The sequence below is a fragment of the Paraglaciecola sp. G1-13 genome (assembly GCF_055809255.1).
Map to the genome: position 1 here is coordinate 3,477,658 of NZ_CM147903.1, position 16,246 is coordinate 3,493,903.

At 45.4% G+C, this 16,246-nt stretch carries 15 protein-coding genes; 6 read left to right on the forward strand and 9 right to left on the reverse strand.

Translation table 11 applies throughout. The annotated features are described in order from the left end of the window. Positions 1-93 precede the first annotated feature (93 nt). The 9 genes from AC0L6N_RS14855 to AC0L6N_RS14895 form a co-directional block, all read right to left on the reverse strand. Positions 94-837: a glutathione peroxidase gene (locus AC0L6N_RS14855; protein ID WP_473475529.1), complete on the reverse strand. Its 744-nt coding sequence runs from the start codon at positions 835-837 to the stop codon at positions 94-96. Positions 838-986: 149 nt separating this feature from the next. After that, positions 987-1,217, reverse strand: coding sequence for a DNA gyrase inhibitor YacG (gene yacG / locus AC0L6N_RS14860; RefSeq protein WP_011576075.1), 231 nt, complete (start codon positions 1,215-1,217; stop codon positions 987-989). A gap of 36 nt (positions 1,218-1,253) precedes the next feature. Then, complete coding sequence (gene zapD / locus AC0L6N_RS14865) at positions 1,254-2,006, reverse strand: cell division protein ZapD (protein WP_041714012.1); 753 nt, start codon at positions 2,004-2,006, stop codon at positions 1,254-1,256. A gap of 130 nt (positions 2,007-2,136) precedes the next feature. Then, positions 2,137-2,751, reverse strand: coding sequence for a dephospho-CoA kinase (gene coaE / locus AC0L6N_RS14870; protein ID WP_473475531.1), 615 nt, complete (start codon positions 2,749-2,751; stop codon positions 2,137-2,139). Between the two features lie 34 nt (positions 2,752-2,785). Continuing rightward, entirely contained in the window at positions 2,786-3,688 is a 903-nt protein-coding gene (locus AC0L6N_RS14875) for a prepilin peptidase (RefSeq protein ID WP_473475532.1), read from the reverse strand. A gap of 106 nt (positions 3,689-3,794) precedes the next feature. Next, entirely contained in the window at positions 3,795-5,000 is a 1,206-nt protein-coding gene (locus AC0L6N_RS14880) for a type II secretion system F family protein (RefSeq protein WP_473475534.1), read from the reverse strand. A gap of 64 nt (positions 5,001-5,064) precedes the next feature. Next, complete coding sequence (locus AC0L6N_RS14885; RefSeq protein ID WP_473475536.1) at positions 5,065-5,511, reverse strand: pilin; 447 nt, start codon at positions 5,509-5,511, stop codon at positions 5,065-5,067. A gap of 204 nt (positions 5,512-5,715) precedes the next feature. Next, entirely contained in the window at positions 5,716-6,558 is an 843-nt protein-coding gene (gene nadC, locus AC0L6N_RS14890; protein ID WP_473475538.1) for a carboxylating nicotinate-nucleotide diphosphorylase, read from the reverse strand. 47 nt (positions 6,559-6,605) lie between these two features. Then, positions 6,606-7,142 carry a retropepsin-like aspartic protease family protein gene (locus tag AC0L6N_RS14895; protein ID WP_232283244.1) on the reverse strand — a complete coding sequence of 179 codons (537 nt, stop codon included), beginning with the start codon at positions 7,140-7,142 and terminating at the stop codon, positions 6,606-6,608. A gap of 67 nt (positions 7,143-7,209) precedes the next feature. Between AC0L6N_RS14895 and ampD the strand changes: the two genes are divergently transcribed. The 6 genes from ampD to lpdA all read left to right on the forward strand — a co-directional run bounded on the left by ampD (position 7,210) and on the right by lpdA (position 15,964). Beyond that, the gene (ampD, locus tag AC0L6N_RS14900) at positions 7,210-7,794 is read left to right on the forward strand and encodes a 1,6-anhydro-N-acetylmuramyl-L-alanine amidase AmpD (protein WP_473475539.1); all 585 of its coding nucleotides are present in this window, start codon (positions 7,210-7,212) and stop codon (positions 7,792-7,794) included. Positions 7,795-7,841: 47 nt separating this feature from the next. Further along, positions 7,842-8,654 carry a beta-lactamase regulator AmpE gene (ampE, locus tag AC0L6N_RS14905; protein ID WP_473475540.1) on the forward strand — a complete coding sequence of 271 codons (813 nt, stop codon included), beginning with the start codon at positions 7,842-7,844 and terminating at the stop codon, positions 8,652-8,654. A gap of 217 nt (positions 8,655-8,871) precedes the next feature. Beyond that, complete coding sequence (locus tag AC0L6N_RS14910) at positions 8,872-9,627, forward strand: GntR family transcriptional regulator (protein WP_473475542.1); 756 nt, start codon at positions 8,872-8,874, stop codon at positions 9,625-9,627. Positions 9,628-9,733: 106 nt separating this feature from the next. After that, a complete protein-coding gene (gene aceE, locus AC0L6N_RS14915; protein WP_011576086.1) occupies positions 9,734-12,406 on the forward strand; it encodes a pyruvate dehydrogenase (acetyl-transferring), homodimeric type in 2,673 nt (890 codons plus the stop codon). Positions 12,407-12,426: 20 nt separating this feature from the next. Next, positions 12,427-14,427: a dihydrolipoyllysine-residue acetyltransferase gene (gene aceF, locus AC0L6N_RS14920; RefSeq protein ID WP_473475543.1), complete on the forward strand. Its 2,001-nt coding sequence runs from the start codon at positions 12,427-12,429 to the stop codon at positions 14,425-14,427. A gap of 112 nt (positions 14,428-14,539) precedes the next feature. Next, positions 14,540-15,964 carry a dihydrolipoyl dehydrogenase gene (gene lpdA, locus AC0L6N_RS14925; RefSeq protein ID WP_473475545.1) on the forward strand — a complete coding sequence of 475 codons (1,425 nt, stop codon included), beginning with the start codon at positions 14,540-14,542 and terminating at the stop codon, positions 15,962-15,964. Positions 15,965-16,246 lie beyond the last annotated feature (282 nt).

Here is a 16,246-nt window from a genome sequence, read left to right on the forward strand (position 1 = left end):
GGCAGTGCCATCGATTACCACGGGTGGCATTTTTCTCGCCCATAAAAAAGGGCTAACATGGTTAGCCCTTACAGTATTTATATTGCGATGAGTTTATTTATTAAAAAATTCTGCCAATTCATCGCTACCACCGATGTGCTGACCATTGATGAATACCTGCGGCCAAGTATCGTTACCTGAAATAGCTTTCATACCAGTGAACGTAATTTCTTTGCCCATCACAAGTTCTTCAAACTCGTAACCTTTTTCTGTTAACAAAGCTTTTGCTTTGGTACAGAAAGGACAACCAGGTTTAGTGAAAATTGCTGCAGGAGCGGGTTTAGCCGCATTTGGAGCAATATACTCAAGCATGGTGTCAGCATCAGATACTTCAAACGGGTCGCCTGGTAAATCCGGTTCGATGAACATCTTGTCTACCACACCGTCTTTTACCAGCATAGAGTAACGCCAGCTGCGTTTGCCAAACCCAAGGTCTGCTTTATCAACAAGCAAGCCCATGCCGTCAGTAAATTCACAGTTACCATCTGGTAACAAGCTGATGTTTTGCGCTTCTTGGTCTTGCGCCCATGCGTTCATCACGAATGTATCGTTTACAGAAACACATACTATTTCATCTACACCGTTGGCTTTAAACACTTTCGCCAGTTCGTTGTAACGCGGTAAGTGAGTAGATGAACAAGTCGGCGTAAATGCACCAGGTAAAGAGAACACAACGACGGTTTTTCCTGAGAATATTTCATCTGTAGTACGTTTTTCCCATTCGTCGTTCACACGTACAGGGAAAGTCACATCAGGAACACGTTGGCCTGTTTTATCTGCAAAATTTGGATTAGACATAATATCTCCAGTTAGTTATTGGGTTAATCAATTTGATATAGCTACTATAGCCCACTACCAAGAACATAAAAAACAATTAAAATCTATCAGCTAAATCTAATTAATCGATTAAAGAAAAAGGCTCTGCCTAAATGCCCCTGCGTTGAAACTCACGCTTTGAAAAAGTCGTCTCCTTGCTGACTCAGCATCGCCTCAATCTCTTCTATATCAGGTAATTGTGACGTTTCTGCGTCTTTTGACGGGCCGCAGGGTATCGCTTTTTGCTCGTCTGCCCATTCACCTAAATCAATTAGCTGACACTTCTTACTGCAAAAGGGTCGAAATGGACTACTTTCATGCCACTCGACCGATGTCTTACATGACGGACAATTCACCTTCATGACCGGCTCCTCTTTCAAATCGTAAATCGTTGCTGGTCAACAACAGGCCAACTTGCACGTTACGTGTTCGTCGACTGTTGTTGAGCCCTGCATATTCGGTGTGAACAACATAAACCGGATCGCATAGCGATATTTATTGCCGCTTAACATGGGGTAGTAACCTTGATCAGTTGCACTGATAACCCGGATAAGCTCATTTTTATCATCCGCAATGCCTTGGTAAAAACCTTTCGCCGCTTCTATTGGTACAAATCGGCCTCGTTCGCGCAAAAATGCCAGAATGACTTGTAAGCCGCGATCGATTAGATCGATGTCAGACATCCATCCTTTGATATCTCCTTGAATTCGCTCAAAAGGCTGTTGCAGCCAATAATGTAGGCTTGGCAAATCGAAACTGCAGGTGCCTCCAGGTATGGAAAAACGTTGACGTATCGCTGCAAGAAAGCGGTCTTCTTTTAAATCTGAACCGAATTTTTTGGCACTTTTAAGCTCTTCACGCAAACGCAATATCTGCTGCAAAGCAGACTGTAAAGCGTCGTTATCAATGTTGGGGTGTTGTGACCATAGAACAAGGTTTTTTTCTTGTACTTCAATATCTTTTAGCACGTCTGTGCGAAGATCCAAACGCTCAAGTAAATCTAACAAAGTGAATAATGAAGATAGAAACTGAATATATTGCCAACTCTTGGTGGCTTCTTTCACTTGATTTAATTGTTGAAAAAGTTGCTCTAGGCGCAGATAAGTTCTGACCTTTTCATTGAGCGGAAATTCGTAAATGGCTTGGGGCATTACTCTCTCAAAGTTATGTGAATGTAGGTATGAAAAAAAGCGTAAACAGTTGGACAGCAAAAAGTCCAATTTGTTTATCATTCGATTTAATGCATCGACACAGCTATACAACGTCGATAATCAGCTTAAATCAAGACTGGTCGATAGCGCCAGCGTACTTAAGGTAGCTATGATGAAGATTAGCAACCTGTTTTACCAGCGCGATTTCGTTGCCACTATTATCTATCACGTCATCAGCAACCTCAAGCCGTTGTTGCCTAGTCGCCTGAGACGCCATAATGGACTTGATCAACGTCTCATCTGCTTTATCCCGCGCCATGCTTCGCTGCAATTGCATTTCCTCGGGCACATCGACGATCAGAACCCTATCGACAGTTTTGTAACTACCGTTTTCAACCAGTAGCGGGACGCTTAACATACAGTAGGCTGACGTCGCTTCGATTGTTTGACGCAAGGTTTCTTGTCTTATTAGAGGGTGTAGTAACGCATTGAGCCACGCTTTAGCCTGCTCATCACTGAAAATTATCTCCCGTAGTGCACGCCGATTAAGGCATTGCCCTTGATCTAAAATCCCTGTACCAAATTTAGTAATGATGGCGCGCAAACCTTTGGTACCCGGGGCTACCACATCTCTGGCAATCACATCCGCATCAATAATATCAACGTCTAACTTGGCGAACTCGTTGGTAACAGTCGTTTTACCACTGCCAATTCCCCCGCTGATCCCAACAACATAGTTACTCATAGCGCTTTCTCGTATCTTTTTATCATGATGTTGCTCATCGTATGCCTACCCACTGCCAGTAATAGTCAGAAATCCAATCTCCGTATAACAAGGTTAGCCAACCAGCAATGGCCAAATACGGTCCAAAGGGAATCGCTTGACCTTTGTCCTTGCCCTGAATTGTCAATATGCTAATTCCAATAACAGCGCCAACCAATGAAGACATGAGGATAACGATAGGCAAATACTGCCATCCCAACCAAGCACCAAGCGCAGCCAGTAGTTTGAAGTCTCCATACCCCATGCCTTCCTTACCTGTGAGTAACTTGAATGCCCAATACACAGACCAAAGACTTAAATAGCCTGTGGTCGCCCCTATGATCGAATCTGTGGGTGTTACGTCAGGGTTAATAATACTGAACAGTAATCCCATCCACAGTAACGGTAGCGTGAGCTGGTCAGGCAACAACATGGTATCAATATCGATAAAAATCAGCGCAACCAAGACCCAAGTCAGCACCACGGCTGCAAGCGCTGACCAAGAATAACCAAAATGCCAGGCTATCCACACAGAGCAAAATGCAGTGCCTAGCTCAACAAGAGGGTAACGAACTGAAATAGCATTTTTACATTGGCTGCATTTCCCTCTAAGCAACAACCAGCTTAACACCGGGATATTTTCCCACGCCCGGATTTTATGCTGGCAGTTTGGACAGGTCGAATCAGGTTTCACAAGGTTAAAATTTGCAGGCTCAGTAGGTGCCTTGCTAGGCGTATTTTCGAGCGCTGTGTCAGTATCAAAGTGCGCGTGAAAATCCGCTTTCCAGCTGCGCTCCATCATAATGGGTAAGCGATAAATAACCACATTCAAGAAGCTACCTATCATCAAGCTAATGATAAAAACAAAACCGAGGAAAAAAATGAGAGAGTCAGCCATCAGCTGAAAAATTGCATCCATTGTACAGAGCTTTTAAAGGCGATTAATGGTCGCTAGCTTGCCAGAAAAGGCAAGGCGAAACTAGGCCTCAGGATAGATTGTACGGCTGTTGCAGCCTTTTTACTCCTTAAACAACATTACCCATTTCGAATATCGGTAAATACATGGCAACAATCAAACCACCAATCACCACCCCAAGCACGGCCATTATCATAGGCTCTAGTAAGCTTGTTAGACCATCCACCATATCGTCGACTTCAGCTTCGTATATCGTCGCGATTTTACTCAGCATATCATCTACTGCGCCGGCCTCTTCACCAATAGCAACCATTTGTGTCACCATATCAGGAAATACAGCCGTGGCGCGCATGGCCGTATTCATTTGCGTACCGCCAGCGACTTCTTTTTTAACGAATAAAATAGCATCCCGAAACACCGCATTACCCGACGCTCCTGCGGCAGAATCAAGGGCACCGATTAAGGGAACGCCCGCAGCAAAAGTCGTGGCTAAGGTGCGACTAAAGCGCGCCACCGCGGCTTTTTTTAATATTTCTCCAATCACAGGGATTTTAAGCATTTTGCCATCTAGGCTGTCCCGTAATCGTTTTGATTTTTTATAAGTCTTACTGAATACAATACTCGCTACCACTAAGCCCGCCCCCACGAACAGACCGTAGTCTTGCAAAAAGCGGGAAATAGCCAACACAAACTGAGTAAATGCCGGCAACTCAGCACCAAAGCTACTGAAGATTTCTTCAAATTGCGGTACCACGAATATGAGCAATATGGTGGTGACAATAAAGGCCACTACAATAACGGCCACTGGGTAAAACATGGCTTTTTTAATTTTTGATTTTAACGCTTCAGCCTTTTCTTTGTACGTGGCGATCCTGTCATAAATGGTTTCAAGGGCACCCGATTGCTCCCCGGTCGACACTAAATCGCAATACAAATCATCAAATTGCTCTGGATGTTTGCGCAGCGCACTTGAAAAAGGATTACCCGCTTTTACTTCGCCGCCTATTTCACCCAGCATTTTGCGCATATTCGGGTTGTTATGCCCACCCGCTATCATATCTATGGTTTGAATTAAGGTGACCCCAGCGCTTAACATCGTCGCGATTTGCCGAGAGATAATACTGATGTCCACGGGTTTGATTTTCTGAGCACCAAAGAAAGGCTTTGAGAGCTTTTTGACTTTTTTGGCCGAGACGCCTTGGCGACGTAACAGGTTTTTTGCCTCTAATACCGACACCGCACTGATCTCCCCTTTCACGGTTTGACCTTTACGGTTGGCTCCGCTCCATACAAAGGTAGTGGTGGCTTTTGGCATAGGGCGCTCTCTTAAATGAAAAAGCCCAGCAAGAGGCTGGGCAGAAATTCGTTTTGTTAGCTAATTAACATAAGTTAGCAGCAATACAACCACCTGAAGTAGCCCAGTTGACCGAGCCAGCAGCAACGGTACCGGTTAAAACATAAGTTTGAGCGGCGGAAACACCAGATTGCACATCAGCGTTAGGAGTGACAGTTACGACGTATCCAGCTGCTTCTGTTCCTGAGATCACCACGGTGTTTACTAGATCACCTGACGCCCAGCCAGCTTGATCGGCAAGATCATCACAGTTTGCTGGGATACCGGTTTGCACACAGATTTCAACAGCCGTTTTCGCTGGGCCAGCGGCTGACACCACTTCACTGAAGCCGGCTTTTGCGGTGTAAGTTTGATAGGCAGGTAGAGCTATCATGGCTAAGATGCCGATGATAGCCACCACGATCATTAATTCGATTAAGGTAAAACCGCTTTGTTTTTTTGTCGCGACTGTATTGATGTCAGTTGTGTTCATGGAGCTCTCCTGCACTTGCTCGGTGCATGTTTTGTAAGTTGGGCCCTAGTCACGATTTTGTAACAAGGCGTGTTGTTAATTCCAGTTCAGTATAGAACGCCCCGACCAACTGACAAGTATGCAGGGCTATACCTAGGTTTATGAAATTAGTAACTTAACTCATTACCAACCAGATCCTATTGAAAAATAAGGCAGTATCAAAAATTAACCGACTACGCGCAATGATAAATCAATGGCTTGCACATGTTTGGTGAGTGCACCACTTGAAATGTAATCCACTCCCACTTGTGCAAGTTCAGCAATACGCTCTTTGGTGATATTACCGGACACTTCCAATTTACTCGCACCTTGGGTCAATGCGACGGCTTGACGCGTGTCCTGTAATGAGAAATTATCCAGCATAATAATATCCGCTTTCGCATCTAATGCCTGTTTGAGTTCTTCTAGGTTTTCTACTTCCACCTCAACAGGAATATCAGGGTGCATTTCACGCGCTTTTCCTATCGCATTAGCGATAGAGCCACAGGCCAAAATGTGGTTCTCTTTAATCAAATATGCATCAAACAAACCGATACGATGGTTTTTGCCACCGCCACAGGTCACGGCATATTTTTGCGCTAGGCGCATGCCTGGAAGGGTTTTGCGGGTATCCAGCAGCTTGGTGTTACTGTCCCCTAAAGCTTGTACATAATCAGCTACAACGGTGGCAGTACCAGACAAGGTTTGTAAGAAGTTCAACGCTGTTCGCTCACCGGTCAAAATCACCCGGGCGTTACCGCTGATCTGACACAATACGGTATCTGCTTTAACGTGCTGCGCATCCTCTACATGCCAATTGATGTCGATATTGTCGTCCAACTGCATGAATGTCGCATTCACCCATTCCTTACCCGCAAGCACGCAATCTTCACGGGTGATAATGTTCACCACGATTTGCTGGGGTTCAGGGATGAGGTTGGCAGTAATGTCGCCCATGGTGCAGTCTGGGCCTCCTAAATCTTCGAGTAATGCGGCTTTAACGGCCTCTTGAATTGCGTGTTGTAACATGTTGACTCTTTATTTATGAATAGGAAAATTTAACGATGAGCAAAGCGTTAATCGCTTCGCAGTATTAGCTGGTCGCCTCTTTGCGCGAATTCTACTTGTTTCAAGGCGCTCATCCCAAGCAATATCTCATTGCCCATCATACCGGGATTCAAATGCGCCGTGACATTGCGTAAAACAATACCGCCAATTTGCAGTTCATCAATACTGGTTTGTGAGACGCGTAAACGCCCATTGGCTGTTTGCACCCAAGCTTGACGACCGGGCGTTAGCCCAAGCGACGGACCGAGCGCGCTGGGGATTGACACATTAGTCGCGCCAGTGTCCAACATAAATACAACCGGCTGAGCATTGATTAAACCACTAGTGACGTAATGCCCGTATCGATTTTGCTGCAGTTGTACCTCGATACGCTCACCTCGGGTTTGGCTTTGTGGCGTCGTATTAGGATTAAGTTGCTGAGCAAGTTGTTTATGAAACAATAAGGTCAAAAGGCCCAACCCTGCGGCCCAAGCCAATATTAGCATCCATTTACCCATTGGGCTTTGGTCAGTCTGTGCGGCCTGCAATGGCCCATCTTTTGGCATATTCGATTCGACTTTTATCTTGTGACGTTAAATAATACCAACCTCACTGAGATTTAACAGGGTTGCTGTGTTGTCCTCATTATCACCATCTGATATTTCCACTCGATTAACCATCAAGCAGCATAGCGTTGTGCAAGCGCGGCACATCACAACGACTCACAAAGATGAACGCCCAGACCCACAAGATATTTCCGTTTTGGTTATCCATAATATATCGCTGCCGCCAAATCAGTTCGATAATAGCTACATTGAAGACTTCTTTGTCGGCAAGCTCGACCCAGCTGCACACCCTTTCTTTGAAGAGATCCACCAAATGCGTGTGTCAGCCCATTGCGTGATTAAGCGTGAGGGTGAAGTCATTCAGTTTGTGCCCTTTGATGAACGAGCTTGGCACGCTGGGGTGTCCAGTTTTCAAGGACGTGAGCGTTGTAACGACTATTCCATCGGCATTGAGCTTGAGGGAACTGATGACAGCGACTATACGACAAAGCAGTATGACGCATTAGAGCAACTCGCCAAGGCTATCATGCTGGCTTACCCAAAAATCACACTTGGGCGAATAGTAGGGCATAATGATATTGCCCCTGGCCGAAAAACGGACCCAGGAAGGTCATTTAACTGGCAACGCCTAAGACAAGGTTTGTGTCTTTAACAAAATATAAAAATAATGATAAAAATAATAAAAGTGAGGAATAAGACATGACCTTGATCAGTTTATTACTAGTGCTTTTTGTGGAGCGCGTGACGACTAAATCCAGATACTGGCAGGCCGACTTTTATAGCACTAAATACTTAGCTGCGTGGCAAAAGCGCGATGGGTTATCGAGTGACACGTCATTGCTATTTTTACTTGTAGCGATTGTCATTCCCCCTGTGATTATTTTTTGTTTTTTAAGCTTTGCTGTTGGTCAGATTATCGCGTTTATCATCAGCACGACCATACTCATGGTGTGCATGGGCTGCCCTAGCGTTCGTGCAACCTACAAATGCTATTTACAGGCCGCTAATCGCGGTGACATGGAAGCGTGTAGCTTATACGAAGACCAAATCTGTGAGAGCGAACAGATCTCGGCCACATTCGGGCAAAATTTAGTCTGGCAAAATTATCGCCACTATGCCGCTGTCATTTTATTCTTTGTACTACTTGGCGCACCAGGCGCTGTTTTTTACGTATTGGCGCGGGCGGTTCAATCTCAAATGGCCTTTGAGAATAAAACCGCCAATCAACTCATGCATGTTCTTGATTGGTTGCCTGTACGCATTACCTCTTTAGGCTTTTTGTTGGTTGGGCATTTCTCTCGTGCGCTACCTATTTGGCTGGGACACTTTCTCACGCCGAGTATTTCCGCTAAGAAATTACTGGTGGATGTGTCTAGAGCGGCAGAAGATATCGAGCCAAATGAACGCAATTGCACTGAAGAGCCTTGTACTCTCGTCAAGCTAGCAAAACGAAATATTCTATTCTTAATGGCCGTTATCGCTGGATTAACCCTTGGTGGTTGGCTCAGTTGACACATCAGACCAGCCGGGCTAAATCCCCTTAATCTCCCGCAATTTGGGTTATCTGTTCACTTTTTTTTACTTTATTCAGCTCCTTTTAAGCAAATAGACATTTACCCAATGGCGATACTGCTCTAAGCTATTGGGTTAATTGGTCTTACCAATTGTCCAATTTGCATGTTTTACGTCCCGAGCGTGCGATTTTAAAAGACAGGAGTGGTTACACGACATGCAGCATGTTCGTACAAAAAAATTGTCCGATGAAATAATGGAGCGAATTGAATCCATGTTGATTGACGGCACTTTTCTTTCTGGACAAAAAATGCCGTCTGAACGTGAGCTGGCATTAAAGTTTGCGGTGTCTCGCCCTTCCGTTCGTGAAGCAATACAAAAATTGGAAGCCAAAGGATTAGTTGAACGCAAGCAAGGCGGCGGAACATTTGTAAAACGTCGGATGAACACGTTGCTCACCGACCCGTTAATGGCCTTGTTAACCACGCGGCCTGAAACGCAATTTGATTTATTAGAATTTCGCCACGCGCTCGAAGGAATGGCAGCTTATTACGCTGCGTTACGGGGACAACAGAGTGATTACGACACCTTGCAAAATGCACTGTCAAACTTACCCAGTGCAACGCAGCAAAGTGATCACAATAAAGAAGCCGAAGCATTGGTTGAATTTTATCTGACAATGGCTATTGCAGCCCATAACGTGGTGTTATTACATGTTATGCGCAGCTTCGAAGCCCTTTTAAAAGATAATATTTATCGAAATTTAGTTTTTTTATCTGCCTACCCTGACGCTCAGCTGATGATTAATTCTCAACGTAAAAATATTGTACAAGCCATTATTAACCGTGACCCTGAATTGGCTCGCGAGGCAAGTAACGAACACCTTGGATACATAGAAAAAACCTTGTTAGATATTAATCGTCAAGACATGCGTATACAAAGAGCGTTGCGAAGAATAGAAGTAAAAGAGTAGTCGTTTTAAGTAAACAATGAATCGCTTTTATGACCGGTATGCACTACATAAGTGCTACTGAAATAAAAGTAAATTTGATAAACAACTTTAAATATAGGAGAGCACCATGGCTGATATGATGCATCCGGATGTGGATCCACAAGAAACGCAAGAATGGTTAGATGCCTTAGACGCAGTATTAGAAGAAGAAGGCATTGACCGTGCGCATTATTTGCTAGAAAGCTTAGTAGAAAAAGCCCGTCGCAATGGTGCGTATTTGCCTTATGATGCGACCACAGCATATATCAATACGATCCCTGCAGGCCAAGAGCCTACCATGCCAGGTGACCAAACCATTGAAGCCAACATCCGCAGAGCCATTCGCTGGAACGCGATGATGATGGTGCTTCGCGGCTCTAAGAAAGACTTAGAGCTAGGCGGCCATATTTCAAGTTTTGCCTCTTCTGCCATGTTGTACGATGTAGGCTTTAACCACTTTTTCCGCGCACCTAACGAGAAAGATGGCGGTGATTACTTGTTCGTACAAGGTCACGTGTCACCTGGAATATACTCACGTGCATTTATTGAAGGGCGTCTAAGCGAAGACCAACTTGACGGCTTCCGTCAGGAAGTAGACGGCAAAGGTGTTTCATCTTATCCGCACCCTAAATTAATGCCTGATTTCTGGCAGTTCCCAACTGTATCTATGGGCTTAGGCCCGATGCAGGCGATTTACTTGGCGCGCTTCTTAAAATACCTGACCAGCCGAGGCCTGAAAGACTGTTCAGATCAACGCGTATGGTGCTTTATGGGTGACGGTGAAGTCGATGAGCCAGAAAGCTTGGGGGCTATTGGTCTTGCATCACGCGAAGGCCTAGATAACCTAACATTTGTCATTAACTGTAACCTACAGCGCCTAGATGGCCCGGTACGTGGTAATGGTAAGATTATCCAGGAACTAGAAGGCACGTTCCGCGGCGCAGGCTGGGAAGTATTGAAAGTTATTTGGGGTCGTTACTGGGATCCACTATTGGCCCGCGACTCATCAGGCAAATTGCTTGATGTGATGAACGAAACGGTTGATGGTGAATACCAAAACTACAAAGCGAAAGGCGGTGCTTACACACGTGAGAACTTCTTTGGCAAATACCCTGAGCTAAAAGAAATGGTGTCAAATATGTCAGACGATGACATTTGGCGCTTGAACCGTGGCGGTCACGATCCGGTTAAAGTTTACGCTGCGTACAAGCGCGCAACTGAAACCAAAGGTCGTCCACAGGTTATCCTAGCCAAAACCGTTAAAGGTTACGGTATGGGCTCAGCAGGTGAAGGTAAAAATATCGCTCACAACGTGAAGAAAATGGACGTGGATTCGGTACGTGAATACCGTGACCGTTTTAATATTCCTGTTGCAGATGAAGATATTGCAAACTTGCCGTATTTCAAATTTGCTGAAGACAGCGAGGAAATGAAATACATGCGTGCCCGCCGTGAGTCGCTACATGGTTATATGCCAGTACGTCTTGCAAAAAGCACTGAAGACTTACCTGCTCCTCCTCTTAAAGCGTTTGAAGCAATTACTAAAGGATCGGGTGATCGTGAAATCTCGACCACTATGGCCTTCGTTCGCGTACTCACCGTTATGTTGAAAGACAAAAAAGTCGGTTCTCGCGTCGTGCCGATCATTCCTGATGAAGCTCGTACGTTTGGTATGGAAGGCTTATTCCGTCAAGTTGGTATCTATTCCAATGGCGGTCAAAAGTACGTCCCTCAAGATAAAGATCAAGTGGCTTACTATCGTGAAGACGAAAAGGGCCAAGTACTGCAAGAAGGTATTAACGAGCTAGGCGCAATGGCCTCGTTTGTTGCGGCTGGTACGTCATATTCAACCAACGATCTACCTATGATCCCTGTTTACATTTACTACTCAATGTTCGGTTTCCAACGTGTTGGTGACATGGCGTGGGCAGCGGGTGACAGTCAAACACGCGGTTTCTTAGTCGGCGGTACAGCGGGTAGAACAACCCTCAACGGCGAAGGTTTACAGCACCAAGATGGTCACAGCCACATTCAAGCTGGCTTAATTCCTAACTGTGTGTCTTATGACCCAACCTATGGTTACGAAATAGCCGTTATCGTTCAAGACGGTATGCGCCGCATGTTTGAAGAGCAAGAGAACGTGTTCTATTACCTGACCGTAATGAATGAAAACTACGTTCAACCAGCTATGCCTGACAACGTTAGCGAAGGTATCGTCAAAGGTATTTATAAACTTGAGCATCAAGGTAACGCCAGCAACAAGACCAAAGTTAAACTGCTTGGCTCTGGCACCATCTTAGAGCAAGTGCGTGAAGCTGCTAAGATTTTGCATGACAAGTACTCTGTTGCATCAGAAGTCTACAGCGTGACCTCATTCAATGAGTTGGGTCGTGACGGCTTGGATTGCGAGCACTTTAACTTGTTGAATCCTGAAAAAGAGCAACGCGTTCCTTACATCACAACAGTGTTAAACGACGGTTTTGATGGCCCAACTATCGCAGCAACGGATTACATCAAAACTTATGTAGACCAAGTACGTGCGTTTGTTCCAGGTCAATACAAAGTGCTAGGCACAGACGGTTTCGGCCGCTCAGATAGCCGCGCTAACTTGCGTCATCATTTTGAAGTAGATGCTAAATTCGTGGTCATTGCTGCCCTTCGTGAATTAGTTACAGCGGGTAACATCGATAAGAAAGTATTGGTAGATGCGATTGCAGAATATGGCATTGATCAAAATAAAATTAACCCGCTTTACGCATAACCATTGAGGATTAAATCAAAATGTCAGATATAAAAGATGTATTGGTACCCGATGTGGGTGGCGACGAAGTAGAAGTCATTGAAGTACTTGTTGCTGTTGGCGACGACGTTGACGCAGAAGCATCCCTTATCACGGTAGAAAGCGATAAAGCGAGCATGGATATCCCTGCCCCTTTCGCTGGTAAAATCAGTGATATTTCGGTCAAGGTCGGTGACAAAATCAGCCAAGACCAACTGATCATGAAAATGTCCAGTGGTGACAGCGCACCCGCAGCTCAAGAGTCTCAAGAGCAAGCCCCTGAGCCTGCTAAGACTGAAGCTGCCAGCCCTGCGAAAGAAGAAGCACCAGCGGCTTCTTCAGCAGCACAAGTGATTGAAGTAACCGTACCCGACATTGGTGGTGACACCGATGTTGAGGTCATTGAAATCCTTGTCGCCGCCGGCGATAGCATCGAAGAAGAAACAGGCCTTGTCACCCTTGAAACAGACAAAGCCACTATGGACGTTCCTTCACCTAAAGCAGGTGTTGTTAAAGAAGTGAAGCTCAGTACTGGTGATAAAGTATCTGAAGGCTCATTAGTGATTTTGCTTGAAGTCGCAGGTAGTGCGCCAGCGCAAGCTGACTCTGCACCTCAAGCACAAGCAGCGCCGGCTCAAAAGCAAACTCAAGCCGAAAGTGCCCCTGCAGCACAAGAAGAACAAACCTCTGGCGAACCTGAAACGATTGAAGTGACTGTACCGGATATCGGTGGCGACACTGATGTCGATGTCATTGAAGTCTTAGTTGCCGTTGGTGATGAAATCGAAGAAGAAACCGGTTTAATCACACTTGAAACAGACAAAGCGACCATGGACGTCCCCGCACCTAAAGCGGGTGTGGTTAAAGAGCTTAAAATCAACGTTGGTGATAAGGTTTCAGAAGGTTCAGTCGTGCTTCTGCTTGAAGTCGCTGGTAGCGCTGTGAAAGCAGCGCCTAAGGCTGCACCTAAAGCACCTGAGCCACAAGCATCACAAACATCAGCGCCTGCGCAACAAGCCCCTAAATCAGCCCCTGTCCCTCATCATCCGTCAGCGGGTGAGCGCGGTAAAGCAGGGAAAGTACATGCCTCACCTTCGGTACGTCGTGTAGCTCGTGAATTTGGTGTTGATTTAACCCAAGTCAAAGGCACTGGCCCTAAAAACCGTGTGTTAAAAGAAGATGTTCAATCTTACGTTAAGTATGAATTGTCTCGTCCTAAGATGACCTCAGGTTCTTCGGTTAATGCTGGCGGTGGCGGTTTACAAGTGCTCGCGCCACCTAAAGTTGATTTCAGCAAATTCGGCGAAATAGAAGAAATTCCATTGACTCGTATCCAGAAGATTTCTGGACCGAACTTGCATCGCAACTGGGTCACTATCCCACACGTCACTCAGTTTGAAGAAGCTGATATCACAGACTTAGAAGCATTCCGTAAGCAGCAAAATGTGGTTGCTGAGAAGAAAAAGCTTGGCTTTAAAATAACGCCATTGGTCTTCATGATGAAAGCCGTAGCGGATGCCCTTCAAGCATATCCCGTGTTTAATTCTTCTTTGTCTGAGTCAGGTGAAAGCTTGATCCAGAAGAAGTATTTCCACGTGGGTATTGCGGTAGAAACACCAAACGGTTTAGTTGTACCTGTGGTACGTGATGTTGATAAGAAAGGCATTTACGAGCTATCGAAAGAATTGATGGATATAAGCATCAAGGCGCGAGACGGCAAACTGAAAGCGGCTGACATGCAAGGTAGTTGTTTTACCATTTCCAGCCTAGGCGGAATTGGCGGAACCGCGTTTACCCCTATTGTAAACGCGCCAGATGTCGCCATATTAGGTGTGTCTAAAAGTGAAATGAAGCCGAAATGGAACGGTAAAGACTTCGAACCAAGGCTAATGTTGCCTTTATCTTTGTCTTACGATCACCGAGTCATTGATGGCGCAGTTGCCGCACGCTTCGCTGTACACTTGGGCAAAGTCCTAGGTGACTTGCGCGAAATGTTACTGTAACGAACAGCTAGGCGATAATGTACAAAAAGTTATCGCCTTTTCTTTGCTAACCAGACATCGGCTAGGTAGAATTTCCTAGAGTCTGGAAGAAAATCAATAGATTGAGGTCAAAATGAGTGAAATTAAAACTCAGTTGGTAGTGCTTGGTGCGGGCCCTGGTGGTTATTCCGCGGCTTTCCGTGCTGCTGACTTAGGAATCGAAACAGTAATTGTTGACGTAAACAGCAAGCTAGGTGGTGTGTGCTTAAACGTAGGGTGTATCCCTTCAAAAGCTCTGCTTCATGTAGCAAAGGTAATCGAAGAAGCTAAAGCGTTATCGGCTCATGGTGTCGATTTTGGCGCGCCAAAATTTGATTTAGACAAAATTCGTGACTGGAAAGACAGTGTAGTTGACAAGCTCACTGGTGGTCTCGCTGGCATGTCTAAAATGCGTAAAGTGAAGCACGTGCAAGGTTACGGCAAATTCACAGGCAGTAACACCCTTGAAGTGAAAGGCGACGACGGCACGACCACAATTTCTTTTGACAACGCTATTATTGCCGCCGGCTCTGAGCCTGTTAGCTTGCCATTTATCCCTCAAGATGACCCTCGGGTAATCGACTCAACTGGCGCCCTAGAGATGAAAGACATCCCTGGTAAAATGCTAGTTCTAGGCGGTGGTATCATCGGTCTTGAAATGGGTACGGTATACAGTGCGTTAGGTTCACAAATTGACGTGGTTGAGTTCTTGGATCAATTGGTGCCAGCAGCTGATAAAGACATCGTTAAGATTTACCAAAAAACCGTTAAAGACAAATTCAACATCATGCTTGAAACCAAAGTGACTGCGGTTGAAGCGAAAGATGACGGTTTGTACGTGACGTTTGAAGGCAAACAAGCACCGGCAGAACCGGTTAAATACGACAAAGTATTGGTTGCAGTGGGTCGTCGTCCTAACGGTAAGTTAGTTGACGCTGACAAAGCTGGTGTAACCGTTGATGAGCGCGGGTTTATCAATGTTGATAAGCAAATGCGCACCAACGTTGGCAGCATTTTTGCTATCGGTGACCTAGTAGGACAACCTATGCTTGCTCATAAAGCCGTACATGAAGGCCATGTAGCGGCTGAAGTTATTTCTGGTATGAAGCATTACTTTGACCCGAAATGCATTCCTTCTGTTGCCTACACTGAGCCAGAAATGGCATGGGTGGGGTTAACTGAAAAAGAAGCAAAAGAGCAAGGTATAAGCTTTGAAACGGCTAACTTCCCTTGGGCAGCTTCCGGTCGAGCAATCGCTTCTGCTGCTACCAACGGTATGACTAAGCTTATTTTCGATAAAGACACTCACCGTATCATCGGTGGTGCCATTGTGGGTACCAACGCAGGCGAAATGCTAGGCGAAATCGGTCTAGCGATCGAGATGGGAGCTGATGCTGAAGACATCGCATTGACTATCCATGCTCACCCTACCTTGAATGAGTCTATTGGTCTGGCTGCTGAAATGTACGAAGGTAGCATTACAGATTTGCCTAACCCGAAAGCGAAAAAGAAAAAGTAATATTTTTTAACCGCTTGCACGTTAGATTTTAAAAGGGCCTCAGGGCCCTTTTTTATTGATCCCAATATGCTCTGGCTCTTATTTCCAACAGCGATGACTCGCTGAATACCCCTTATAACGTGAAATACGCTGGAATTATCTGAAATTCAGCTAAATGCAGTGTGTTACAAATTATCACACTTATTATGCGATTCTTAGAGTTAAGGATTTTGCACTTAACGGTTGTTGACATTAGACTGCTCGCTGCCTAAACGACAGAATAAAAGTGAGTGCACTGCCCGT

Excerpts from the sequence above, each read along its gene's own strand:
- AC0L6N_RS14855 (WP_473475529.1), bottom strand. The coding sequence starts at position 837 with ATGTCTAATCCAAATTTTGCAGATAAAACAGGCCAACGTGTTCCTGAT.
- yacG (WP_011576075.1), bottom strand. The coding sequence starts at position 1,217 with ATGAAGGTGAATTGTCCGTCATGTAAGACATCGGTCGAGTGGCATGAA.
- zapD (WP_041714012.1), bottom strand. The coding sequence starts at position 2,006 with ATGCCCCAAGCCATTTACGAATTTCCGCTCAATGAAAAGGTCAGAACT.
- coaE (WP_473475531.1), bottom strand. The coding sequence starts at position 2,751 with ATGAGTAACTATGTTGTTGGGATCAGCGGGGGAATTGGCAGTGGTAAA.
- AC0L6N_RS14875 (WP_473475532.1), bottom strand. The coding sequence starts at position 3,688 with ATGGATGCAATTTTTCAGCTGATGGCTGACTCTCTCATTTTTTTCCTC.
- AC0L6N_RS14880 (WP_473475534.1), bottom strand. The coding sequence starts at position 5,000 with ATGCCAAAAGCCACCACTACCTTTGTATGGAGCGGAGCCAACCGTAAA.
- AC0L6N_RS14885 (WP_473475536.1), bottom strand. The coding sequence starts at position 5,511 with ATGAACACAACTGACATCAATACAGTCGCGACAAAAAAACAAAGCGGT.
- nadC (WP_473475538.1), bottom strand. The coding sequence starts at position 6,558 with ATGTTACAACACGCAATTCAAGAGGCCGTTAAAGCCGCATTACTCGAA.
- AC0L6N_RS14895 (WP_232283244.1), bottom strand. The coding sequence starts at position 7,142 with ATGCCAAAAGATGGGCCATTGCAGGCCGCACAGACTGACCAAAGCCCA.
- ampE (WP_473475540.1), top strand. The coding sequence starts at position 7,842 with ATGACCTTGATCAGTTTATTACTAGTGCTTTTTGTGGAGCGCGTGACG.
- AC0L6N_RS14910 (WP_473475542.1), top strand. The coding sequence starts at position 8,872 with ATGCAGCATGTTCGTACAAAAAAATTGTCCGATGAAATAATGGAGCGA.
- aceE (WP_011576086.1), top strand. The coding sequence starts at position 9,734 with ATGGCTGATATGATGCATCCGGATGTGGATCCACAAGAAACGCAAGAA.
- aceF (WP_473475543.1), top strand. The coding sequence starts at position 12,427 with ATGTCAGATATAAAAGATGTATTGGTACCCGATGTGGGTGGCGACGAA.
- lpdA (WP_473475545.1), top strand. The coding sequence starts at position 14,540 with ATGAGTGAAATTAAAACTCAGTTGGTAGTGCTTGGTGCGGGCCCTGGT.